General features: G+C 60.9%; 19 protein-coding genes and 1 riboswitch. Of the genes, 7 read left to right on the forward strand and 12 right to left on the reverse strand.

Features of this window, described 5'->3' with window-relative positions; all coding sequences use genetic code 11:
- Positions 1-46: 46 nt before the first annotated feature.
- From GUY40_RS03030 to GUY40_RS03040, 3 genes are all read right to left on the reverse strand, one after another.
- A complete protein-coding gene (locus tag GUY40_RS03030; protein WP_166567465.1) occupies positions 47-1,297 on the reverse strand; it encodes an FAD-dependent oxidoreductase in 1,251 nt (416 codons plus the stop codon).
- A gap of 104 nt (positions 1,298-1,401) precedes the next feature.
- The gene (locus GUY40_RS03035; RefSeq protein WP_166567466.1) at positions 1,402-1,854 is read right to left on the reverse strand and encodes a DUF1249 domain-containing protein; all 453 of its coding nucleotides are present in this window, start codon (positions 1,852-1,854) and stop codon (positions 1,402-1,404) included.
- On the reverse strand, positions 1,845-2,462 hold the full coding sequence (locus tag GUY40_RS03040; RefSeq protein WP_166567467.1) for an NUDIX domain-containing protein: 618 nt from the start codon (positions 2,460-2,462) through the stop codon (positions 1,845-1,847). Before GUY40_RS03040 ends, GUY40_RS03035 begins: the two co-directional genes overlap by 10 nt.
- A 204-nt stretch (positions 2,463-2,666) precedes the next feature.
- Here GUY40_RS03040 and GUY40_RS03045 point away from each other — a divergent pair, with 204 nt between their 5' ends.
- Positions 2,667-3,413, forward strand: coding sequence for an RsiV family protein (locus tag GUY40_RS03045; RefSeq protein WP_166567468.1), 747 nt, complete (start codon positions 2,667-2,669; stop codon positions 3,411-3,413).
- On the opposite strand, the gene cytX is transcribed toward GUY40_RS03045, so the two are convergent.
- Both cytX and thiC read right to left on the reverse strand, forming a co-directional pair.
- Positions 3,382-4,674, reverse strand: coding sequence for a putative hydroxymethylpyrimidine transporter CytX (gene cytX, locus GUY40_RS03050; RefSeq protein ID WP_166567469.1), 1,293 nt, complete (start codon positions 4,672-4,674; stop codon positions 3,382-3,384). The two genes, GUY40_RS03045 and cytX, sit on opposite strands and share 32 nt — an antisense overlap.
- Positions 4,675-4,882: 208 nt before the next feature.
- Positions 4,883-6,772: a phosphomethylpyrimidine synthase ThiC gene (thiC, locus tag GUY40_RS03055; protein ID WP_166567470.1), complete on the reverse strand. Its 1,890-nt coding sequence runs from the start codon at positions 6,770-6,772 to the stop codon at positions 4,883-4,885.
- Positions 6,773-6,924: 152 nt separating this feature from the next.
- A riboswitch (TPP riboswitch) is annotated at positions 6,925-7,029 on the reverse strand.
- A gap of 180 nt (positions 7,030-7,209) precedes the next feature.
- Here thiC and GUY40_RS03060 point away from each other — a divergent pair.
- Complete coding sequence (locus GUY40_RS03060; RefSeq protein WP_166567471.1) at positions 7,210-8,646, forward strand: TolC family outer membrane protein; 1,437 nt, start codon at positions 7,210-7,212, stop codon at positions 8,644-8,646.
- Between the two features lie 132 nt (positions 8,647-8,778).
- On the opposite strand, the gene waaA is transcribed toward GUY40_RS03060, so the two are convergent.
- Both waaA and GUY40_RS03070 read right to left on the reverse strand, forming a co-directional pair.
- A complete protein-coding gene (gene waaA, locus GUY40_RS03065; protein ID WP_166567472.1) occupies positions 8,779-10,053 on the reverse strand; it encodes a lipid IV(A) 3-deoxy-D-manno-octulosonic acid transferase in 1,275 nt (424 codons plus the stop codon).
- A 14-nt stretch (positions 10,054-10,067) separates the two neighbouring features.
- Complete coding sequence (locus GUY40_RS03070; protein WP_166567473.1) at positions 10,068-10,958, reverse strand: LysR family transcriptional regulator; 891 nt, start codon at positions 10,956-10,958, stop codon at positions 10,068-10,070.
- 84 nt (positions 10,959-11,042) lie between these two features.
- Between GUY40_RS03070 and GUY40_RS03075 the strand changes: the two genes are divergently transcribed.
- From GUY40_RS03075 to GUY40_RS03090, 4 genes are all read left to right on the forward strand, one after another.
- On the forward strand, positions 11,043-11,375 hold the full coding sequence (locus GUY40_RS03075) for a multidrug efflux SMR transporter (RefSeq protein WP_166567474.1): 333 nt from the start codon (positions 11,043-11,045) through the stop codon (positions 11,373-11,375).
- 68 nt (positions 11,376-11,443) lie between these two features.
- Positions 11,444-12,619, forward strand: coding sequence for an FAD-binding oxidoreductase (locus tag GUY40_RS03080; RefSeq protein WP_166567475.1), 1,176 nt, complete (start codon positions 11,444-11,446; stop codon positions 12,617-12,619).
- Positions 12,616-13,428 carry an aldo/keto reductase gene (locus GUY40_RS03085; RefSeq protein ID WP_166567476.1) on the forward strand — a complete coding sequence of 271 codons (813 nt, stop codon included), beginning with the start codon at positions 12,616-12,618 and terminating at the stop codon, positions 13,426-13,428. The genes GUY40_RS03080 and GUY40_RS03085 overlap by 4 nt, the downstream gene beginning before the upstream one ends.
- A 41-nt stretch (positions 13,429-13,469) precedes the next feature.
- Positions 13,470-14,435 (forward strand): metal ABC transporter ATPase, encoded by a 966-nt coding sequence (locus GUY40_RS03090; RefSeq protein ID WP_166567477.1) that lies wholly within the window; start codon positions 13,470-13,472, stop codon positions 14,433-14,435.
- A 105-nt stretch (positions 14,436-14,540) separates the two neighbouring features.
- Here the strand turns inward: GUY40_RS03090 and hldE are convergent, their stop codons facing one another.
- The 4 genes from hldE to GUY40_RS03110 form a co-directional block, all read right to left on the reverse strand.
- Positions 14,541-15,962 (reverse strand): bifunctional D-glycero-beta-D-manno-heptose-7-phosphate kinase/D-glycero-beta-D-manno-heptose 1-phosphate adenylyltransferase HldE, encoded by a 1,422-nt coding sequence (gene hldE, locus GUY40_RS03095; RefSeq protein WP_166567478.1) that lies wholly within the window; start codon positions 15,960-15,962, stop codon positions 14,541-14,543.
- Positions 15,963-16,025: 63 nt separating this feature from the next.
- Complete coding sequence (locus GUY40_RS03100; RefSeq protein ID WP_166567479.1) at positions 16,026-16,187, reverse strand: hypothetical protein; 162 nt, start codon at positions 16,185-16,187, stop codon at positions 16,026-16,028.
- Complete coding sequence (gene msbA, locus GUY40_RS03105) at positions 16,188-17,996, reverse strand: lipid A export permease/ATP-binding protein MsbA (RefSeq protein WP_166567480.1); 1,809 nt, start codon at positions 17,994-17,996, stop codon at positions 16,188-16,190.
- Between the two features lie 15 nt (positions 17,997-18,011).
- Positions 18,012-19,184: an O-antigen ligase gene (locus GUY40_RS03110; RefSeq protein ID WP_166567481.1), complete on the reverse strand. Its 1,173-nt coding sequence runs from the start codon at positions 19,182-19,184 to the stop codon at positions 18,012-18,014.
- Between the two features lie 105 nt (positions 19,185-19,289).
- Between GUY40_RS03110 and GUY40_RS03115 the strand changes: the two genes are divergently transcribed.
- Entirely contained in the window at positions 19,290-19,895 is a 606-nt protein-coding gene (locus tag GUY40_RS03115; protein ID WP_166567482.1) for a toluene tolerance protein, read from the forward strand.
- On the opposite strand, the gene GUY40_RS03120 is transcribed toward GUY40_RS03115, so the two are convergent.
- The gene (locus GUY40_RS03120; protein ID WP_166567483.1) at positions 19,881-20,999 is read right to left on the reverse strand and encodes a glycosyltransferase; all 1,119 of its coding nucleotides are present in this window, start codon (positions 20,997-20,999) and stop codon (positions 19,881-19,883) included. The genes GUY40_RS03115 and GUY40_RS03120 overlap by 15 nt on opposite strands.
- Positions 21,000-21,055: the final 56 nt, after the last annotated feature.

Raw genomic sequence — 21,055 nt, forward strand, 5'->3', positions numbered from 1 at the left:
CCTGGGCAAACCGGCAGATGCGGCCCCGCTCACAGTTCAGCAAAGCTTAATGCCCTTGCAGCGCTTCAAAGGTCTGCAAACTGGCGGTATTGCGCTCGCCCACGGCGGCCCGGCTCTGGATTTCCTGCCGGGCGCTCGCCAACACCCCCTCTCGCACATACCTGAAACCCTGTTGCTCAATGCAATCACGGTCTTGCAGCAACGCCAGCACTTCGTCCGCCGCCGCCAGCACATTGCTGACCTTACCCGGAAAGACGTAAATCGTATTGGCGTTCTCGAAGACCGGCGAGCTTCTGAACTCTGTGCGGGTCCGCAGCTTGGCCAGTACTGCGCCCTTCCAGCCGGTGTAGGAAAAACGCCGGTCGAACACCGGCCAGAAGCGTTGCATTTGCGCCTCGCACAACGGTTTGACCTTGCCCTCGACGAAGCCATCTTCGATTTGCCCGAGCATCGCGCGGGCTTCATCGGGCGTATCGAAGGAGCCCATGATGGTGTAGCTGCCGTGGGTCAGCACGTAGTGCCGGGCGGGCGCTGCGTCTGATTCGATGAGGGGCATCAGGCAGGGAAACCAGCCGTCCATGACGATAAACGACAGCGGCTTTTCAGCAGGCATGTTGTCTTCGTAGGTCAGCCCCAGACACACCTGGTACACCACGTCCATGGCCACGGGTAACGTCGCGGGGAAGCTGTCGGGAATCAGCGCCTGGTAGCCGCTGGCATTGATGACCCGGTCAAATGCGAGCGCCTGACCGTCCGCGCCATGGAGCCGCACGCCGTTGTCCAGCACCTCGTTGCTCAAGACCTGGAAATTGCAGCGCACCTCGACACCTGCCTGAATCAGCCGGCCGGCGAAAAAATTTCGCAGCCGCCTGCCAAGCACCACGCTGGGCTCTTCCAGTTCAAAGGCAGATTCCAGAGCGGTGAAGCCTTCAGTGCCAAGGTTCAGCGCTCGGCACTCCGGCGACTCATGACAGACGGCGGCAAACTGATCGGAGGTGACTTTGGAAGGCTCCCCCAAGGCATCGGAGGTGCCGTGTGCGTAGATCGAAGCTTCATGGGCGACCACCAGCTCCGGGTAGATCCGGCAAAACCGCTCGAAAGCCGCCAGGCAGCTGTCGCGGGTCGCTTTGGAGCGGGGATAGTGCGGCCCTTTGTGCAGACGAATACCAAAATCGCCCGACACCCCGCGAAAAATGTCCGTGTTGCGTTCCAGCACGACCACTTGATGACCTTCCCTGGCCAGTTCCAGCGCTATGTGGCATCCGTTCCAGCCAGCGCCGATGATTCCTATTTTCATGCTTCCCTCTTCGCCAATGCAGTGAATTCATGCGTTGACCAAGGGAGTTTTCAGTAGGAAGGGTATTACACGGCAGCCCGATGCAAACTGTTTCGACAGGCGGCTCAGCGAACCGCTTCATACTCGTGGCCGCAGGCCAGGCAATGGCTCAGCCACTCACCCAGGAACAGGTTGAGCTGGGCTTTTTCATCAGGCTGGTGCATGGCTGCGTTGGGGTAGGGATAAATGCTGCGAAAACGCCGCGCATGCTCGGCACCGATGACCTCGGCCATGCGCGCATCGTGATACACCTGAACTTCCATCTGTGGCACCGGCAGCCAAGGCAAACTGTGCTCCTGGCGCACCCGCAAGGTGGTCGTGTACGGGCAGGCCAACACCACCTCGAGCGACAACACGCCGAGCATCTGGTCCCCTTGGGTCATGGCGATGCGACGGGTGCGCTCGGCGGCGCGCATGTCCGGCAACAGGCGCATCAAACGCGCATAGTTGGCCTCGCAGGCAGCCTGCAACCCGACCAGATCGACCCGGTAGCGTTCGCGCAACAGATTCACGACCATAGCCCCCTGACTTCATCGCGGTTCAACGCCAGCCATTGCAAGGCAATAATGCTTGCCGCGTTGATGATTTGCCCATCGCGTACGGCTTGTAAAGCGTCCTCGAACGCCCAGACCTTGACGCGTATATCTTCGCCCTCTTCCTCCAGACCGTGCAGACCGCCAGCCCCCGTGCTGTCGCAGCGCCCCAGATACAGGTGAACGTACTCATCGCTGCCACCGGGTGACGGAAAATACTTGGTGATCGGCCACAGCGCTTTGAACTTCAGCCCAGCTTCCTCCTGCGCCTCGCGGTGTGCAACCTCTTCCGGTAGCTCGTCTTTATCGATCAGACCAGCGACCAGTTCAACCATCCAGGGGTTGTCGATCTTGCCCATGGCACCGACGCGAAATTGCTCGATCAACACCACTTCGTCACGCTGCGGGTCGTACGGCAACACACACACCGCATCGTGGCGCACGAACAGCTCGCGGCTGATTTCGCGGCCCATGCCACCGGCAAACAGTTCGTGCTTGAGGTGCACCCGATCGAGCCGGTAAAAGCCTTGAAAGCAATTCTCCCGACGGGTGATCTGGACAGCAGTCGGTACGGCATTAACGATGTCAGTCATGAAAGTCCTCGTTACCTTGCGGTTACAGCGTCGGGCCATCCTAACGCGGCCCCTGCGATCGTGCAGCCCCTTTCAAGATAGCGAGCAGGCTGCCACGATAGGCAGCCACCGGTCGAATCGACTGTATTGAGCTTAGTGGCGAACTGAAGGCGTTGCAGAGAGTCCAACCACGACCATTTTTGCCCTGACACCCCAAGGATCAGCATGTCGTTATCCAAACTTGTCACCGTGGCCTGCGTAGCCCTGACCCTGGGCGCATGCCAAAGTCTGTTCCAGCCCAACCTGCGCGCACCGCTAGAGGCCAAGCGCGACGCCTGGGAGCACATCAAGCCGGGCTGCAGCGCTGCGGACTGCCCACTGGTGAATATCGACACCCTGCACTTTCCCGCTGAACCTCAGCTGGACCCGCTGATCGAGCGCAAATTGCTGGAAATGGCCCGCAATTCGCCCGACGCACCGATGCCGGCTTCACTCAAGGCCTACGAAGAGCAATTCCTGAGCAGCGCCCAAAGCCGTCACAGCACCTACCTGCAAGCCAAGGTACGCGAGCAGCATGACGGGCTGGTGATCATCGAATTGTCCAGCTACCTGGACACCGGCGGCGCCCACGGCATGCCGGGCCGCGGCTTCATCAACTATTCGCGCCAGCAGCACCGGGCGCTGACCTTGCAGGACATGCTGGTGCCAGGCCAGGAAAACACCTTCTGGCTGGCCGCTCAGGAAGCCCACAAGGGCTGGTTGATCAGCAGCAAACTGGACCAGGACGCCGAGTTCATCAAGACCTGGCCGTTCCAGAAAACCCCGAACATTGCCCTGACGTATGGCGGGGTGATCCTCAAGTACGACGTGTACACCCTCGCGCCTTACGCTCAGGGCCACGTTGAACTGAAGATCCCCTATGCCCGCCTGAACGGGGTGATCAAGCCCGAGCTGTTTCCTGGCCGCGGCTGAAGGCCCGACCCAACAGGTACTGCAGCAGCCCTGCCAGAATCAGTGACGGCAGGGTTGCACCGACCTCCGGGTACAGATTGGCCAGCACGTGGTAGGTGCTGATGCCGCCCAGCCAGGCCAGCAACGCCGTCCAGCGCAGGTTGACCAGCGCGCTGGTGGCGCTGCGCTGGCGCAGGATGAAGTGATCGACCAACACCACCCCAAACAATGGCGCGAATACCGAACCGATCAGCAGCAGGAAGTTCTGGTACTGGGTCAAGGGCGCGACGCAGGCGATCAGGGTGCAGAGCAAGCCAAGCGCCAGTGCCAGGTGTTCGACTTTCAAATGCACCAGCATGCCGGTCGAGACCGCTGCCGAATGAATATCGGCAAAGGCTTTTTCCGACTCGTCGAGCAGAATCAGCAACAGTGGAATACCCAGCCCTGCACCGGCCAGTGCCAACAGCATCGTATTGGCTTCACCACTTGGGGCAAAGGCCAGGATATAGCCCACGCCCAGGCTCATCATCCAGATGTTGCCGATGAAATAGCCCAGCGCGGTGCCGGTGAAGACACGTTTGCCGCCCTTGCCGAAGCGCGAGTAGTCGGCGATCAGCGGTAGCCACGACAATGGCATGGCAATCGCGATGTCGACGCCGACCGCGAACGACAGCGTGCCGTCACCGGCCTGGGCCCACAGCGTGGCCAGGTCAGCCTTGGCAAACAGGTTCCAGGTCAGCCAGACGCAAGACGCCATCAGCAACCAGATCCCCCATTTGCGCAGAATCTTGCGCACAAAGGTCAAGGGCCCGCCCACCGCCAGCAAGGTGGCCAGGCCGCCGAAAAACAGGGTCCACAAAAACGGGTTCGAGCCCAGACCACCCTCGCCGAAGGCGCGCGCCCCCAGAAGGCTTGCGGCATCACGCATGACGATGATTTCGAAAGTACCCCAACCAATCAGCTGCAACAGGTTGAGGACGGCCGGCACGGCAGCGCCCCGCTTGCCCAGGGTCAATTTGAGCGAAGCCATCGCCGAGAGGCCGGTGTCGCTACCGATCACCCCGACCGCCGCCAGCAACAGAACACCTACCGTGGTACCGATCACGATCGCCAGGATTGATCCCGACAAACCCAGGCCCGGCGCCAGCAATGCACCGGTCTGCAGCACCATCAGGCCGATACCCAGGGAAAACCACAGGGAAAACAGGTCACGTGCGCCGAAGACACGCTGGCTTGCGCTGATCGCCTGGTCGGGCGAATAGGTACTGGATGAAGTGTTCACGCGTTCGATCTCAGGGGGATAAGTGTTGTTAATCGCTGAATGCTGCTTGACCCCAAATCCTCTTGCTGGAATGGACCGTGGGAGCGGATTTATCCGCGAATAGCAGCGCTGCGGTTTATCAGGCAGACCGAGTTGCTTCTATTCGCGGATAAATCCGCTCCCACAAGGAGTCAGTTTCAACCGGAGCACCTTGCGGTGCCCCCGCCAATCAGACTTTCTGGTACAGCTGGCTGCCTTCCTTGCGGAACCGCTCGGCCTGCTCGCGCATGCCATCCTCGGCCTCGACGCTGGTCGCTTCAATGCGCTGGTTGGCCGCGTATTCACGCACTTCCTGGGTGATTTTCATCGAGCAGAACTTCGGCCCGCACATGGAGCAGAAGTGCGCGACCTTGGCCGATTCCTTCGGCAGGGTCTCATCGTGGTAGGCCCGCGCCGTGTCCGGGTCCAGGCCCAGGTTGAACTGGTCTTCCCAACGGAATTCGAACCGCGCCTTGCTCAAGGCGTTGTCGCGAATCTGCGCGCCCGGGTGGCCCTTGGCCAGGTCCGCCGCGTGGGCAGCGATCTTGTAGGTGATGATCCCGGTCTTGACGTCATCCTTGTTCGGCAGGCCCAGGTGTTCCTTGGGCGTGACGTAGCAGAGCATGGCGCAACCAAACCAACCGATCATCGCCGCGCCGATACCCGAGGTGATGTGGTCGTAACCCGGTGCGATGTCAGTGGTCAATGGGCCGAGGGTGTAGAACGGCGCCTCGTCGCAGCATTCCAGCTGCTTGTCCATGTTCTCTTTGATCAGTTGCATCGGCACATGGCCAGGGCCTTCGATCATGCACTGCACGTCGTGCTTCCAGGCGATTTTGGTCAGCTCGCCCAGGGTTTCCAGCTCGCCGAACTGCGCTTCGTCGTTGGCGTCGGCAATCGAGCCCGGACGCAGGCCATCGCCCAGCGAGAAGCTGACGTCATAGGCCTTCATGATTTCGCAGATTTCGTCGAAATGGGTGTAGAGGAAGTTCTCTTTGTGATGCGCCAGGCACCACTTGGCCATGATCGAGCCACCACGGCTGACGATACCGGTCACGCGCTTGGCGGTCAGCGGTACATAGCGCAGCAGTACGCCGGCGTGGATGGTGAAGTAGTCGACGCCTTGCTCGGCCTGCTCGATCAGGGTGTCGCGGAACAGCTCCCAGGTCAGGTCTTCGGCCACACCGTTGACCTTCTCCAGCGCTTGATAGATCGGCACGGTACCGATCGGCACTGGCGAGTTGCGGATGATCCACTCGCGGGTTTCATGGATGTGCTTGCCGGTGGACAGGTCCATGACCGTGTCCGAACCCCAGCGAATCCCCCAGGTCAGCTTGGCGACTTCTTCCTCGATGGAAGAGCCCAGGGCGCTGTTGCCGATGTTGCCGTTGATCTTCACCAAAAAGTTTCGGCCGATGATCATCGGCTCAAGTTCGGTGTGGTTGATGTTGGCCGGAATGATCGCGCGGCCGCGGGCGATTTCTTCGCGCACGAACTCAGGGGTGATTTCTTTCGGGATGCTGGCGCCGAAGCTATGCCCGGCGTGCTGTTGCTTCAGCAGGCCGGCGGCGCGGGCCTCCTGCAGCTTCATGTTTTCGCGGATGGCGACGTATTCCATCTCGGCGGTGATGATGCCCTTGCGAGCGTAGTGCATCTGGCTGACGTTGGCACCGGCCTTGGCCCGGCGCGGGTTGCGTACGTGGGCAAAGCGCAGCTTGGTCAGCTCTTCATCGTTCAGGCGCTGCTGACCGAAATGCGACGACAGGCCCGGCAGGCGCTCGGTGTCGCCACGGTCATCGATCCAGGCCGAACGCACATCGCCCAGGCCTGTGCGCACGTCGATCTGCACAGCCGGGTCGGTGTACGGGCCAGAGGTATCGTAGACCAGCACCGGGGCGTTGATCTCACCACCGAAGTCGGTCGGGGTCACGTCCAGGCTGATTTCACGCATCGGCACGCGAATGTCCGGGCGCGAACCCTGGACGTAGATTTTTTGCGAACGGGTGAACGGTTGCACGGACTGTTGATCGACTTGGGCCGATTCACTCAGGTGGGCAGCATTTTTTTCTTGTTTACTCATCACAGGCTCTCCAGACACATCCTAGCGGTGGATTGTCGGAGCGAACCTGAAAGGCACGGACGCACCAGTGCTGGTGCTGTGCTGGATCTCGTCGAGTGCAGTTTCACGGCATGAACTGAATTCGAAGACCCGGCACAAGAGGACTCGCCGGGAAGACGAGAAATCTTGTTCCCTACGCAGGCGCTAACCTGATCAGGTTCAACGGGATCCGGATTATCCGATCTCAGCCTTACAGCAAGGCACCCCGACAAGAACGCGGCCAGTCTAGACATAACTGGCAATGAAAGCCAAGCCCTGTCTCATAACGCTCGATAAATGGCGCAAATGCCGGATTGTTGCCATGCCCCTGCGCAACTACACTCGCAACGGGCTTATTGGCCCGGAAAAAGGGCTGGTCTGGTCCTGCCCTTGGGACAACCCTCTTCAAGGATCGCCTCATGCTGCGCAAACTCTCACTGGCCCTCGCCGTGTCTTGTGCTTCCAACGGATTGGCCTGGGCAGCTGAAGCGCCCCTTCCCAGCAAGACCGACCTGGTCAGCGTGTACCAGGAAGCGGTCGGCAACAACGCCGACCTCGCCGCCTCTCGCGCCGACTATGCCGCACGCCGCGAAGTCGTGCCGCAAGCCCGCGCCGGCCTGCTGCCGAACCTGTCGGCCGGGGCCGACATGCTGAACACCCGTACCAGGCTCGACGAGCCGTCGCTGACCTCTACCCGCAGCGGCAACTCCTGGCAGGCAACCCTGGCGCAGCCGATCTTCCGCGCCGACCGCTGGTTCCAGTTGCAGGCCGCGCAGGCCGTCAACGAGCAGGCGGCGCTGGAACTGTCGGCCACCGAGCAAAACCTGATCCTGCAAAGTGCCGAGAACTACTTCGCGGTGCTGCGCGCCCAGGACAACCTGGCCTCCACCAAGGCCGAGGAAGCCGCCTTCAAGCGCCAGCTGGACCAGTCCAACGAGCGATTTGATGTCGGCCTGTCCGACAAGACCGACGTACTGCAGTCCCAAGCCAGCTACGACACCGCCCGGGCCAACCGGATCGTCGCCCAGCGCCAGGTCGACGACGCGTTCGAAGCCTTGATCACCTTGACCAACCGCGAGTACAACTCGCTCCAGGGTGTGGTCCATAGCTTGCCGGTGCTGGTGCCCGTCCCCAACGACGCCAAAACCTGGGTCGACACCGCCGCCCGCCAGAACCTCAACCTGCAGGCCAGTCACTACGCGGTCAGCGCCGCCGAGGAAACCTTGCGCCAACGCAAGGCCGGGCATGCGCCCACCGTGGACGCCGTGGCGCAATACAAAAAAGGTGACAACGACAGCCTGGGCTTCACCAACCCGGCGCCGCAGGCCGGCGTACGCTTTGGCGGTGACGTCGAGCAGCGCAGCATCGGCCTGCAACTGAACATCCCGATCTACAGCGGCGGCCTGACCAGCTCGCAAGTGCGCGAGGCCTATCAGCGCCTGAACCAGACCGAGCAGCAGCGCGAAAGCCTGCGTCGCCAGGTGGTGGAGAACACCCGCAACCTGCACCGCGCGGTCAACACCGACGTGGAACAGGTACAAGCGCGCAAGCAGTCGATCATTTCCAACCAGAGCGCGCTGGAAGCGACCGAAATCGGGTATCAGGTGGGAACGCGCAATATCGTCGACGTGCTGGATGCCCAGCGCCAGCTGTACACCTCGGTGCGGGACTACAACAACACTCGCTACGACTACATTCTCGACAACCTGCGCCTGAAGCAGGCGGCGGGCACCTTGAGCCCGCAAGACCTGGAGGACCTCAAGCGTTACCTCAAGCCTGACTACAACCCGGACAGGGACTTCCTGCCACCGGATCTGGCGAAGGCGGCGCAGGATCAGCTCAAGGCCCGGCCATGATCCAGACCGAAATCAACTGACTGAAATTGCTGTAGGAGCAAGGCTTGCCTGCGATGGGCTGTAAAGTAGACCCCAGGGGCCGCTGCGCGCCCCATCGCAGGCAAGCCTTGCTCCTACAACAGTAGGTTGCGGTTATTTGAGCAACCGCCCCAACCCCTCCAGCAACCGCTGCAGCGCGCCCTGATTGGCGCGCATCACGCCAAGCCCCGCCTGCCCCATCCTCTGCGCCTCGCTCGGCAATTCGATCAGGCGACGGACAACTTCAGCCAACCCCTGAGCATCATCAACTTCCTGCAAGGCTCCGGCACTGCGCAACATCGCGGCAATTTCAAGGAAGTTGAACATGTGCGGCCCACTTAGCACAGGCTTGGCCAGCGCTGCCGGCTCCAGCGGGTTATGCCCACCGCTGGCGATCAGGCTGCCGCCGACAAAGGCGCTGTCCGCCAAAGCGTACAAAAACAGCAACTCGCCCATGGTGTCGCCAAGCAGCACGCGGGTCTGAGGCTCAACGCTGACCCCTTCCGAGCGCCTGACGGTGCTGAAACCTTGCTGCTTGCACAGCGCAAAGACGCTGGCAAAACGCTCGGGATGGCGCGGCACCAGAATCAACAAGGCATCGCCGTGGTGATCGAGCAACTGCCGATGGGCAGCCAACACCACCTCGTCTTCGCCTTCGTGGGTACTGGCCGCAATCCAGATCGGACGGCTCGTGGCGCCCCAGCCTTGCCGCAGCTCAGCGGCACGCTGCAACAGCTGTGGGTCAACGTTCAGGTCGAATTTGATGGAGCCAGTGACCTGCACACATCCGGCACGCGCGCCCAATTGGCGAAAACGCTCGGCTTCGACTTCGGTCTGCACCGCCAGGAAACTCATCTCGGCCAGCATCGGCCGTGTCAGCTTGGCAAACCGCGCATAGCCGCGCGCCGAGCGCTCCGACAACCGACCATTGGCCAGGGTCACGGGGATGCCGCGCTTGGCACATTGGTGGATATGGTTAGGCCAAAGCTCGGTTTCCATGATCACACCCAGCACGGGCTTCACGGCCTCAAGAAAACGCGACGACGCCCACGGCAAGTCATACGGCAGGTAACAGTGCTGAATGCGCGGTTCATTGGCAAACATCGCCTGAATCCGCTCGGAACCGGTCGGGGTCATGCAGGTGACGGTGATGGGCAGGTCCGGATAACGCGCCAGCAAGGCGCGGATCATGGGAGCCGCCGCAATGCTTTCGCCCACCGAGACCGCATGCACCCAGATGCCGCCAGGCTTGAGCGCCGGCAGCTTGAAGCCAAAGCGCTCAGCGATTCGCCGGGCATAGGCAGGCGCCTTGCGCGAACGCAGGTACAAGCGCACGGCAATGAGTGGCAGGCCTAGGTGAAACAGCAGGGTATAGAGAGTTCTGTTCATGGCGGCGAAGTGTACTAGCCAATGGCTCGCAAGTGCAGTGCGAAGCGCTCGGCCAGGAACTGCGCCGCAGGGCCCAGCGGCTCGTCCCGTCGCCACACCAGTTCGACCACCAGTGCCGGCGGTATCCACTCGCTGGTCAGCTCGATCATGTGCCCGTGATAGGCCGAATACTGCACCACATGGCGGGGCAACCAGGCCCAGCCCAATCCGCGCATCAGCAGTTCGGCCATCATGTAGAAACTGTCGGCCCGCCAGACCTGCGGGCTGATCGGGTCGCCGCCCGGATAGCCGCTCTGCTGTGGGGCGATCAGCAGCTGCCGATGTTGCGCCAGCTGCTGGCGGGTCACCTGCCCCTGCGATACCAGCGGGTGATGGACCGCGCACACCGTGACCATTTCAACACTGCCCAGGGCCCGTCGCTCAATGGCTGGCGGCATCCGGTCGTGGTGAAACAGCAGACCAAGGTCGGCGCGACGCTCCACCAGCTTGCGCGCCACATCGCCCTGGGCCGCACTGGAGAGCTGCACTTCAACCAGCGGAAAGCGTGTGGCCAATGCCTCAAGGCTGTCGATCACCGGCTGAAAGGGCATAGCCTCATCCTGCGCCACGCGCAATTGCGCCTCCTGCCCACGCATCAGCGCCAGCGCGCGGCCGTCCAGGCGCTCGCATTGGCGCAGGAGTTCACGTGCTTCATCGAGCAGGGCATTGCCGGCCTCGGTCAGGCGCGGCTGTCGGCCGCTGCTGCGCTCGAACAAGGTCACGCCAAGGTCGGTCTCCAACAAGGCGATGGCCGTGCTGATGGCCGACTGCGCCTTGTGCTGCTCGCGCGCGACCGCCGAAAACGAGCGCAGCTCGGCCACGCGGACAAACAACTGTATTTGCTCGATGTTCCATTGTTGGGCCATCAACCTATCTCCAGCTCAGATAGGTAATGACTTTACCGCATCTGACCATCGACTAGAATGCGCGCAACTACGGAGGATTTCACTATGACTGCCTACTACTACCTGGCCATCGCCATCTGCGCGGAAGTGATCGCCACAGCCTCCATGAAGGCGGTCAAAGGCATCAGCACCCCACTGCCATTGCTGTTGATGATTGCCGGTTACGCGGTTGCGTTCTGGATGCTGACTCTGGTGGTGCGCAGCATTCCGGTGGGCATCGCCTACGCGGTCTGGTCGGGCCTGGGGATTGTCTTGATCAGCGTCGCGGCGCTGGTCATCTATGGGCAGAAGCTCGACCTGCCGGCCATGGCCGGCATGAGCTTGATCGTGCTTGGCGTGGTGGTGATTCAGGTGTTCTCGAAAACTGCCGGGCATTGACCTGCGCCCGGGTAGAAAACCTCACAGGCTGTATACTGCGCGTCTGTTCCAGCCTGTGAGGTCGTTCAATGCCATCCGTTATTTCCACCGACATCCTGATCGTCGGCGCAGGTGTCGCCGGTCTCTGGCTCAATGCCCGCCTGCGCCGCCAGGGCTATTCGACGGTGCTGGTGGAAAGCGCCACCCTGGGCGGCGAGCAAACCGTCAAATCCCAGGGCATCATTCATGGCGGCGCCAAATATGCGCTGCATGGTGCCCTCACCGGCGCTTCCGAAGCGATTGCCGACATGCCCCGGCGCTGGCGCGAAGCGCTGGCCGGCACTGGCGAGCTGGACCTGTCCGGCGTGCGACTGCTGTCTGAAGCCCATTACCTGTGGTCCCCCGGCACGCTGGCTGGCAACCTGACCAGCTTCTTCGCCAGCAAGGCGGTGCGCGGCCGTGTCGATCAGGTCAAGGGCGACCAGCTGCCACCGGCGCTGCAGGACCGTGGCTTCAAGGGCAAGGTTTACCGTCTGGCAGAGCTGGTGGTCGATGTCCCCAGCCTGATCCAGCAACTGGCTTTGCTGGCGGGCGACAGCCTGCTCGCCGGGCAGTCCATCGAACCGTTGAAAGAAGGCGGCACGCTGGTTGGCCTGAAGGTCGATGGCCGCGAAATTCGTGCCCAGCGCATCGTCCTCAGTGCTGGCGCCGGCAATGCCGGGTTGTTGTCCGCACTCGGCCTGGACCAGCCGGCCATGCAACGCCGGCCGCTGCACATGGTGCTGGCCAAGGGGCCTAACCTCAAACCGCTGTACGCCCACTGCCTGGGCGGCGGCCCCAAGCCGCGGATTACCGTCACCACCCATCCAGGTGCTGATGGCCAATGGGTCTGGTACCTGGGCGGCGACATTGCCGAAGCTGACGGCGTTGCCCGTGAACCGCAAGCGCAGATCGCGGTCGCGCAAAAGGAAATCGCCAACCTGCTGCCTTGGGTCGATCAAAGCCAAGTGCGCTGGGCGACCCTGCGTGTCGACCGTGCAGAACCCGCCCAATCGGGCCTGGTTCGACCCGACAACGCTTTTCTGACCGAAAGCGGCCGCCTGCTGGTCGGCTGGCCGACCAAACTGGCGCTGGCACCCGACTTCGCCGACCGCGTACTGGCGCAGCTTGAACGCGATGCGATCAAGCCCGCCGCTCACCCGAGCCTGCCTGAATTCCCGCGCCCCGCCGTGGCGCAACCTGTCTGGGAGCAACTGCTGCCATGAGCCTGCCGACCCTGCACGAACTTCACCGCCCATTGGGCAGCACAGGCCTGAGCGTCTCACCGCTGGGCCTTGGCACGGTCAAGCTGGGGCGCGATCAAGGGGTCAAGTACCCCAACGGCTTCACCATTCCCGACGATCAACAGGCGCGCCTGCTGCTCAAACAGGCTCGGGAACTGGGTATCAACTTGATTGACACCGCGCCGGCCTATGGCCGCAGCGAAGAGCGCCTGGGCCCGCTGCTGCGCGGCCAGCGCCAGGACTGGGTGATCGTCAGCAAGGTTGGCGAAGAATTCGACAACGGTGTGTCGAGCTTCGACTTCAGCGCCGAGCACACACGCTTTTCGGTGGAACGCAGCCTGAAGCGTCTGGAAACGGACTTCATCGACCTGGTGCTGGTCCATTCGGACGGCAATGATTTGCAGATTCTCGATGAGACCGGCGTGTACGAGACCCTCGCGGCGCTCAAGCGCGAAGGCAAGATCCGTGGCTTCGGTTTTTCCGGCAAGACCATCGAAGGTGGATTGAAAGCATTGCAGACAGGCGATTGCGCCATGGTCACCTACAATTTGAACGAGCAGGGGGAACGCCCGGTCATTGATTACGCCGCCGCCCATGGCAAAGCCATTCTGGTGAAGAAGGCTCTGGCCAGCGGCCACGTCTGCCTGAGCCCCGGCATTGATCCGGTGCGGGCCAGCTTCCAATTGCTGTTTGAGCACCCGGGGGTTACCAGTGCTATTGTCGGCACCATCAACCCCGTGCACCTGGCCCATAACGTCGCCACCGCCGCTGCCGTGCTACGCAATCGCTAGCGACGCCCTCGCGGCCGCCCCCAACGCAAGCAGGAGCCGAGATGCCGCGAACCCTGATAAGAAAGAATCCAAGCAACTTCAAGACCCTGCCGTTGTTCGTCGAAGCCACCCCCGAAGGCCTGACTTATCAGAGCGTCGGCAGGCCATTGAATTTCGCCCAGACCCTGCAGCGGCGCAAGCAGGTGCACATCGCCGACAGTGAGCGCTTTGCCGTGGAGCTGGCGAACCTTGGGGTGTCGGTGCGACTGACCCTGCACTGGCAGAACCGTGAGTACTGGGTGCTGGTGCGCCAGCGTCGCCAGGACCGGGGCGATGTGGTGCTCAAGCTGATTTCCGGCTACGTGCCCGCCCGTGAACTGAACCTGCCGCTGCACACCGCCGTGCAGGAAGTGGCCGAGGAATGCCTGCTGGAAACCCCTGAAGGCTGGCTGAGCGGGCGCTTCAACGACACTTGGTTGCCGACGCCTTACCGTGACGCCCTGCATTACCGTGAAGCCCTGCCCTTTCGCCTGACGCCGTTGTCGGGCGCGGCGCGGCCGGTTCGCTGCGCCAACCTGCAATTGATCGAGCGCCCGCGCGCTTACGTGCACCTGCCAACGGCCTCCCTGCAATTGATTTACGACCTGCGCCTTGAAGTCCCCAAGGACGCCAAATCGCTGAGTCTGTTTCATGTGGATGAACGTCTGGAGGGTGATCATCTGGTCGCCCGCCTCGACCGCAGCCACCCGGACCTGTACCTGATGCCGCTCAAGGACGGTCATCCCTGCCCGCAGCTGTACACCCTGAAAAAGGATCAGTTGCTGCCGGCCAGCACCCGCGGGGTGTTCCTGGCGGAAAGCTTCGCCCGCCAGAAGGGCTGGCTGGTGACAGAGGAACGGATTCGCTGGAAGGACTGGCTCAAGCAACAAGGGCTGGTCGCCCAGCCTTACGCTGCTCGCCTGGGCTTGAACCGGTTGACCAGCAAGGCGCGGGAGTTGCTGCAGATTGCCCGGGGCGGGCAACTTTGAATCGGCGGTGACCTTGTTCGCGGATAAATCCGCTCCCACAAAAGCCCCGCCCCTTCCGGTGAGGTGGCTTTTTGTGGGAGCGGATTTATCCGCGAAGCTTTTGGATTAGTTCTTGCGGATTTTCTCGACAATGGCGGTGGTGGAGCTGTTTTCCACCAACCCCAGCACCTTCACCGTGCCGCCGTAAGCGGTGACGATATCGGCGCCGACCACCTGGTCGATCCCGTAGTCCCCGCCCTTGACCAGCACATCCGGCTTGACCTGGGCCAGCAGGCTCTCTGGTGTGCCTTCGGAAAAACTGGTCACCCAGTCCACCGCGCCCAGGCCAGCCAGGACTGCCATCCGCCGGTCAACGCTGTTGATCGGGCGGCCCGGCCCTTTTAGGCGACTGACCGAGGCATCGTCGTTGACCGCAACGATCAAGCGATCACCCTGCGCCCGTGCCTGCTCAAGGTAGGTCACGTGGCCGGCATGAAGGATGTCGAAGCAGCCATTGGTGAAGACGATTTTCTCGTTGTGCGCCCGGGCATCGTCGACGGCCAGCAACAACTGGTCATGGCTGAGCACACCACGCTCGGAACCCTGATCACGCTGGATCGCCCGGCGCAATTCCGGCGCGCTGATGGCGGCGGTACCCAATTTACCCACCACGATGCCAGCGGCAAGGTTGGCCAGCGCCACGGCGTGGGGCAGCTCTTCGCCGGCCGCGATGGCCGCGGCCAGAGTCGAGATGACAGTGTCGCCCGCGCCCGTGACATCGAACACTTCACGTGCCCGCGCCGGCAGGTGCAGGGCCGGGTGATCGGCGCGCAGCAGGGTCATGCCATGCTCGCCACGGGTCACCAGAAGCGCCCCCAGTTCCAGTTCCTGCATCAGCCGCGCACCCTTGGCGACCAGCTCTGCTTCATCGGCGCAACGGCCGACGATGGCTTCGAACTCGCTCAGGTTTGGCGTGATCAGGCTGGCGCCACGGTAGATGGCGAAATCCTTGCCCTTGGGGTCGGCCAGCACCGGGATGCCCTTGTCGCGGGCGGCCTGGATCAGGCTTTGATGATTCTTCAACGCACCCTTGCCGTAGTCCGACAGCACCAGGACCTTGACGCCATCAAGCAAGGCATCGACTGCGTTGCCCAGCGACAACGGGTCGGTGGCGAAGGGTTCTTCAAAGTCGATACGCAGCAATTGCTGGTGCCGGCTCATGACCCGCAGCTTGACGATGGTTGGCTGATGGGCAATGCGCTGGAAGTTCGCCCGCACGCCTGCGGCGGCCAGGCTGTTGGCCAGGCTCTCGGCCGCCTCATCCTCACCGGTGACGCCCACCAGGGACGCCGGTGCACCCAGGGCTGCGATGTTCAACGCAACGTTCGCCGCGCCACCGGGGCGGTCCTCGATCTGCTCGACCTTGACCACCGGAACCGGGGCCTCGGGCGAAATCCGTGAGGTACCGCCATGCCAGTAACGGTCGAGCATCACATCACCGACCACCAACACAGGGGCTTGATCGAATCGCGGCATCGACAATTTCATGGAGCAACCCACATACAAAATGAACAGGGGCGCGATATTAGCACAGGGAAGATGCCGCCTTGTTTACAGCCGTGAGGTGGTATTGATTGCAATTGCCGTGACCCCACGCCGGTCAAGGGTTTGCACTAGCCGCTGGGTCGCGGTGTTCAGGTCCAGCACCGTGGTGTCGATCTCGCAATCGGCGTCCAGCGAGCGCCGGGCTGTTGCAGCCCGACGCTCGTACACTCAAGCGATACCGGCTTGAACCGGTTCATCCAACCCCATTGCGTGCAGGCGGGCATAGAAGCCGCCTTGCGCCATCAATTCAGCGTGAGTACCCCGCTCGACGATACGACCTTGATCCATAACCAGAATCAGATCAGCCTTCTCGATGGTCGACAGGCGGTGAGCGATGACCAGTGTCGTCCGGCCTTTCATTACCTGATCGAGTGCTGCCTGAATGTGTCGCTCGGACTCAGTATCAAGCGCCGAAGTCGCTTCATCGAGAATCAGCAGCGGTGCGTTTTTCAGCAATGCACGCGCAATCGCCAGGCGCTGGCGTTGACCACCTGAGAGCAGAACGCCGTTTTCCCCTACCTGAGTATCAAAACCCTCAGGCAACTGGTCGACAAAGTCCTTGGCGTAAGCATCTGCGGCAGCGGCTTCGATCTGATCGCGAGGAGCGCCGGCCAGATCACCATAGGCAATATTGTTGGCCACGGTGTCGTTGAACAAGGTGACATGCTGAGTGACCTGGGCAATGTGACGCCGCAGGTTGCGCAGTCGATACTCTTCGGTGTCGACTCCATCGAGCAATATCTGCCCATGCTCGTGATGGTAAAAACGCGGTATCAGGCTGGCCAGGGTCGACTTGCCACTGCCTGAACGTCCCACCAGCGCAATCATTTGCCCTGGCATCGCGGTGAACGTGATGTCGCTGAGTACTTCACGCTCGGTACCTGGGTACTTGAAGGTCAGGTTGCGAACCTCCAGAAGCCCGCTAACGGATTCGCGTTCGACCGTGCCCTGATCCACTTCAGGTTCTACATCCAGCTGTTCGAAAATGCTTTCAGCACCGGCAACGCCTTTCTGGATGGTCGAGCTGACCTCGGACAATTGGCGAATGGGCTTGGGCAGCAAACCGGCGGCGGTAATATAAGCAACCAGATCACCCGCGCTGGCATCGCCACGGAGATAGAGCACCAAGAACATCAGCATGGCCATGGCGCTGTATATCACCAGTTGCAGCATGGGCGTATAGACTGCTCCGGTTTTGGTCATACGCAATTGCTTGTCGGTGTTGCTCTGGCTGGCGCTGGAAAAGCGATCCTGTTCATAGCGCTCGCCGCCGAAGCTGCGCACCACCCGATAGCCCTGGATGGTTTCCGATGCTACGTGAGTCACATCGCCCATTGCGACCTGAATCTTCTTGCTCTGTTTACGGAATTTTTTGCTGGCGCTACCCACCATAAAGGCAATCAGAGGCAGAATGGCCAGCATTACCAGCGTCAGTTTCCAGTTCATCCAGAGCAGGTAGCCGAACAGGAAGACCACGGTCAGGCCTTCACGGATCACCACTTTGATCGCATCTGTCGCAGCACCTGTGACCATCGTCACGTTGAAGGTGATTCTTGAAATCAAATGCCCGGAGTTGTGGGTATCGAAATACCGATTGGGCAGAACCAAGAGCTTATTGAACAACTCGACGCGCAAGTCGTGGACGAGCCCCAACGAGACCTTCGCCAAAAAGTAGTTACCCAGGAACGATCCCACTCCTTGCCAGGCCGCGATCAATACGATCAGCAATGGCACGGCTTGCAGCAATTGCAAGTCGCGCAGATAGGGTACGTGGGGGAATAGCACCGCTTCGGGATTGCTCAGGCCATCCACAAAATACTTGAGGATGCCGGCCAACATCGGCTGTGTCGACGCGAAGATCACGAAACCGATGATGCTCAGCAAAAAGATGCCGACATACGGTTTCACATAACCCAGCAACCGAAAATAGATTTTCAGGCTGGAGCCTTGCTCCAATGCTGGCGATGAATCACTCATCTTCGCGCTCTCTGTTTATGAAGAACGGGCGATTTTATCACAGGCTTGGTCATGGGCATGCGCCCAGGTCAAAACACTGGCCAAACCTACCGGCAACCAGGTAATGAACCATTCCGCCCGCGGGCTGCCCGAGATGCTTGCAGCATCGAACTGCATCGCCAGCGTCGAGAACACCCACAGACCAAGCAACCCCTTGCCAAAGGGCGTATCGCGCTTGCGCCAGACGGCCAGCAATACTGCGAGCCAGACAGCGAGCCACAATGCCAGGCCAGGCAGCCCCAGTTCGATTGCGATGTGGGTGAACATGTTGTGGGAATGGTCGAACTGAATACCGTTGCTCAGTACCTCATAGAATGAACCCAGGCCAAGACCGAGGACGGGGTGCTCGGCAATCATTTGCAGGCTGCCCCTGAAGATCTCTGGGCGATAGGAAAACCCACGAGCCAGAACCAATGGCTCCAGCAGCCAGAAACCTAGCACTGCAGCCGCAATAGCACCTAGCGCAATCAGGCAACTGCGCCGATCCCGACACCAGATTGGCATCGCTATCACGGTAAACATCAAGGCCAGAGCCGCGCCGCGACTTTGGCAAAACACCACGAATGCGGCCAGAGAGGTGATTGAAGCAACCCAGAGGACCTGGAACCAGCGTTGGCGGGGTTGCCAATGAAGCAGCCAGATGATTGCGGCGGCAATCACATAAGCACCCAGGATGGGGTGTGAAAGCTCTCCAATCCCTTCTAGACGTGCAACCCAGCTTTGCCCTTGCTGACCATAGAACCTGACTATCGAGATCAATGCCGCGAGCCCGAGCCCCACGCCTGCGCATTGCATGACGGTAATGACACGCTCGCTCCGGCCATTGGCCAACACCGGAAAAAACAGGAGAAATACCGAAATATAAAGCAGACGCTTCACTTCTCGCCCGCTATCGGGCGAGGCGCTCCAGATCAGGCTGAGCGCTGCCCAACCCAGAAGTGACAGCACAGCCACACACACGAATCGCTGAGCGTCCCAGACCTCGACCAGACGGGTATGGGCCGACCATGCAAATACCAGTGTCGGCAACCACAAAAAGACAACAAGGCCTTGCTGATAGATCTTGTTGCTGGGTGCGAAAGCGATGGCCAAAAGAAACCAGAGTAAGCCGGCGGTCAACCACGCCTGAGCCCCACGATTTGCATGCATCAAACATCTCTCCATCGAATCAGCCAACCTGGCATGGTGAATCCTTAAACTTTTCGGCATCATTGCCGTTCATCAAACTGCTCGCCAATCGACAAGGCTTATACAATGCAATGCTCCCGGCTGACTCAGGCCGCCTTAGGCAAAATGATCATTGGCGCCAGAATACTGGAGTCCGACAGCTTCGGTGCGAAAGTGTACCTGTTGCAAGACGGCAATATCCTCAAACTGTTTCGACGCAAGCGTCTGTTCTCTTCGGCCTTGATGCGACCTTACTCGAAACGCTTTATCGACAATGCCCTGCAACTGCAGAAGCTCGGGATACCGACATTACACGTGCTGAGCTTTCACAAGCTGGACCTGCCGGGAACGACCGCGGTTCTGTATAGCCCTCTGCCTGGCGAAACATTGCGCCAGAGAAGTATTCAACCCGGCTTCAGCTGGAAGGATGCATTGCCATCCCTGATTGAACTGATTCGCAGCCTGCATCAATCGGGTATCTATTTCCGCTCACTGCATCTGGGAAATATCGTAGCGACACCCGAAGGGGAGTTGGGATTGATTGATGTCGCTGACATGCGCTTTTTGCGCGCCCCTCTGTCAAAGCGGCTGGCCAGGCGCAACCTTCAACATTTTGCCCGGTACATCGGCCGCGAAAGGCTCACCAGCGAGTTCCCTCTCGCTGCGCTCGAGAAAGCCTTACTGCCGGCCTGATGCGGGTTTGCTGCTCAACAACAAGCGCGATTCCAGACTGAATCGTTGCCAGGCAGCTTCGGGCGACAATGCACGAAACTGACTCTCGGATACCTGCTTCGCGTCCAGCGACGCACATCGGGCGATTGCCTGTGCCCAACCGCGTTGGTCGCCAGCGGCGGCATAGAAACCGGCATCGCCTAACTGCTCGCGAAACACCGTCAGATCGCTGACCAGGACCGGCACTCCCGCCATGACGGCTTCCTGCAGGACAAGACCAAGCCCTTCCTCGCGAGAGGGGATCAGCAACCAGTCGAATGCTCGATAACACCTATCCAGGCCATTTCGGTGCCCCGGCAGCATCACTTTGCTTTCCAATCCATGGCGCCTGATCTGTCGCTCCAGTACAAGACGGTCAGGCCCTTCGCCGACTATCACCAGTCTCAGATCGGACTGCTCCTTCAAAGCGGTGGAGAAGGCTTCGAGCAGATAATCGAAGCCCTTGTCAGCCACCAGCCGCCCCACTGCCCCCATCACTTTGACGTTCGGCTCATTGATCGCCAACTCGCGGCGAGCGGCATCACGGCTCAATAGCCTGGAGCAGAAATTCGTGGGTTCCAGGGCACTGCGCAAAGCCATCACGGACAGGTTCAGGTCTTCCTGCAGGTCAGTCGCCAAGGTGCGAGAGACGGCAACCAAAGCCAGGCGCGAAGAAGGAAAGGCTCGCAGCAGCGCCCGATCGGATGCTCGAAGTCGGGTTACACCGTGGAAAATTACAATGACTCGAATGTCGTCCAGGTCAACCAATGCCGGCAAGAGCATACGCGCCACCCCGATCCCGTCGAGCAACAGGACCTGCGCCCCACTGGCAGCAACCGCCTTGCGAAGCCGGGCCTGCATCCATCGCTTCAACACCGCCCAGACGTGACGCCCTTTGAGCAGGCGATGCGGAAGGTGCCACTCTCGATACTTGCCGATATCGCCTATGCAACCTGTAGCCTTCCCTTGCAGCAGCCAGGTGTTGATGGAAGCGCCTGAGTCGGCAAAGGACAAAATCTGCTGATGGACCTTATGCACCGAAGCATAAGGCGAGCCGCCGGCCCACATCACGTTAATGACATTCATTGAGCATCGCACTCTATTTCATGCATCGCTGAGCTCGAATCGGCAGATTCCAAGGG

The sequence above is a fragment of the Pseudomonas sp. R5(2019) genome (assembly GCF_009905435.1).
GTDB lineage: Bacteria > Pseudomonadota > Gammaproteobacteria > Pseudomonadales > Pseudomonadaceae > Aquipseudomonas.

Coding starts and splice junctions, on each gene's coding strand:
- GUY40_RS03030 (WP_166567465.1), bottom strand. CDS start 1,297: ATGAAAATAGGAATCATCGGCGCTGGCTGGAACGGATGCCACATAGCG.
- GUY40_RS03035 (WP_166567466.1), bottom strand. CDS start 1,854: ATGGTCGTGAATCTGTTGCGCGAACGCTACCGGGTCGATCTGGTCGGG.
- GUY40_RS03040 (WP_166567467.1), bottom strand. CDS start 2,462: ATGACTGACATCGTTAATGCCGTACCGACTGCTGTCCAGATCACCCGT.
- GUY40_RS03045 (WP_166567468.1), top strand. CDS start 2,667: ATGTCGTTATCCAAACTTGTCACCGTGGCCTGCGTAGCCCTGACCCTG.
- thiC (WP_166567470.1), bottom strand. CDS start 6,772: ATGAGTAAACAAGAAAAAAATGCTGCCCACCTGAGTGAATCGGCCCAA.
- GUY40_RS03060 (WP_166567471.1), top strand. CDS start 7,210: ATGCTGCGCAAACTCTCACTGGCCCTCGCCGTGTCTTGTGCTTCCAAC.
- waaA (WP_166567472.1), bottom strand. CDS start 10,053: ATGAACAGAACTCTCTATACCCTGCTGTTTCACCTAGGCCTGCCACTC.
- GUY40_RS03070 (WP_166567473.1), bottom strand. CDS start 10,958: ATGGCCCAACAATGGAACATCGAGCAAATACAGTTGTTTGTCCGCGTG.
- GUY40_RS03075 (WP_166567474.1), top strand. CDS start 11,043: ATGACTGCCTACTACTACCTGGCCATCGCCATCTGCGCGGAAGTGATC.
- GUY40_RS03080 (WP_166567475.1), top strand. CDS start 11,444: ATGCCATCCGTTATTTCCACCGACATCCTGATCGTCGGCGCAGGTGTC.
- GUY40_RS03085 (WP_166567476.1), top strand. CDS start 12,616: ATGAGCCTGCCGACCCTGCACGAACTTCACCGCCCATTGGGCAGCACA.
- GUY40_RS03090 (WP_166567477.1), top strand. CDS start 13,470: ATGCCGCGAACCCTGATAAGAAAGAATCCAAGCAACTTCAAGACCCTG.
- hldE (WP_166567478.1), bottom strand. CDS start 15,962: ATGAAATTGTCGATGCCGCGATTCGATCAAGCCCCTGTGTTGGTGGTC.
- msbA (WP_166567480.1), bottom strand. CDS start 17,996: ATGAGTGATTCATCGCCAGCATTGGAGCAAGGCTCCAGCCTGAAAATC.
- GUY40_RS03110 (WP_166567481.1), bottom strand. CDS start 19,184: ATGCATGCAAATCGTGGGGCTCAGGCGTGGTTGACCGCCGGCTTACTC.
- GUY40_RS03115 (WP_166567482.1), top strand. CDS start 19,290: ATGCAATGCTCCCGGCTGACTCAGGCCGCCTTAGGCAAAATGATCATT.
- GUY40_RS03120 (WP_166567483.1), bottom strand. CDS start 20,999: ATGAATGTCATTAACGTGATGTGGGCCGGCGGCTCGCCTTATGCTTCG.